The 1,445-nt window shown below is 43.0% G+C and carries 1 protein-coding gene; it reads right to left on the reverse strand.

Translation table 11 applies throughout. The annotated features are described in order from the left end of the window. Positions 1-265 precede the first annotated feature (265 nt). Complete coding sequence (locus tag FFR48_RS27805) at positions 266-1,267, reverse strand: double zinc ribbon and FHA domain-containing protein (protein WP_137669569.1); 1,002 nt, start codon at positions 1,265-1,267, stop codon at positions 266-268. Positions 1,268-1,445: the final 178 nt, after the last annotated feature.

Consider the following 1,445-nt stretch of genomic DNA (forward strand, 5'->3'; position numbering starts at 1 on the left):
CCCCTAGCGCGTTTTGGGTACATATGTATATAATTGGTAATATTTTTCATCTTTGGTAGAACCACGGTATATTTTCCATTTACCGTTCTACCATTTTTCCGTTATATATTTCGGACAGGTCTATTATGTAATATTCCTACTAATAATCCGTAACTCGTAATTTATAATTACTAATTACTAATTACTAATTACTAATTACTAATTACTAATTACTAATTACTAATTATTAATTACGAATTACGAATTATCAATTACGAATTATTCTCTAAGAAAGTTGAAATAAGAAAGTTACCAAATCTCCCTTACCCAAACTGATGCGATCGCCTGGACGTAAGCGGTGTCTATTTCCTGGTAATAACGGCAAATTATTAATATAAGTGCCGTTAGAACTACCCACATCTTCTATATAATGTGCATCTCCCTCAACACGAATATCTGCATGAATCCGTGAGACAATTTCTGAATTAGGAAATCCTGCTACATCAATATCTGGGGGAATGCGATCATTGGGTTTACCAATATGAATTACAGACACATTTTGCAGTAATTCAATTTCTTGGTTACTTTGGACATGGAATAGCCGCGCCACCACTTGTTGTAATTGAGTTTTAGATACTGCTACTGCGGGTGCTGGTGCTTCTGGTTGTGGTTCGGGTACTGGTGCTGGTGGAACTACCGCTTCTGGAACTGGAACTGGAACTGGAACTACAACTGGCACAGGTGCTGGCACAGGTGCTGGTGGAACTACCGCTTCTGGAACTGGTGCTGGAGGTGGAACTGGTACGGGTGCTGGTGTGGGTACGGGTGGGGCTACTGCGGCTGGAGGTGGAACTGGTGCGGGTGCTGGTGTGGGTACGGGTGGAGCTACTGCTGCTGGAGGTGGAACTGGTGCGGGTGCCGGTGCCGGTGCGGCTTGTGGAACTGCTGCCACGACTGTTGGTGGTAGAGTAGAAGCAACAGGAGGATGAGTATAAGTATCGAGTCCTAAAGGATTAGCTTGTAAAAGTTCTAACATGGGGTCAGGAGTAACCAAAGGTGGTACTTCCACAGGAATATTAGGATCGATGGTTGCACTTACTACCGTTGGTTCTGCTACAACAGGAGCGGAGTGTAGGTTATAGCCACACTGACCGCAAAAAGCAGCATCAGCTTGTACAGTTGCCCCACAACTGGGACAGTTTGTAGTCGCTGGTAACGGCGTATAACAAGCTTCACACTGAACAGCGCCGTCTGGATTGGGATGATTGCAATTTGGGCAGACGATCATGGATTTAAGCCTTAATCAAGTTAGTTGTAAAATATATTACTAGCAAGTAGTTAGGGTTTGCTGAATAAACCTAAAACCTTGATATATCAAAGGTTAGAGGCTGATAAACACAGAAATTAGTGCAAGGGTTTGGAAGGGTATACCGGAAAAAGTGTGCATTTTTTGGGATTTCAAGAGA

Source organism: Sphaerospermopsis reniformis (assembly GCF_005402885.1).
Classification (GTDB): Bacteria; Cyanobacteriota; Cyanobacteriia; order Cyanobacteriales; family Nostocaceae; genus Sphaerospermopsis; species Sphaerospermopsis kisseleviana.

Bases quoted from the DNA above. Each gene is read 5' to 3' on its own strand.
- FFR48_RS27805 (WP_137669569.1), bottom strand. From the start codon at position 1,267: ATGATCGTCTGCCCAAATTGCAATCATCCCAATCCAGACGGCGCTGTT.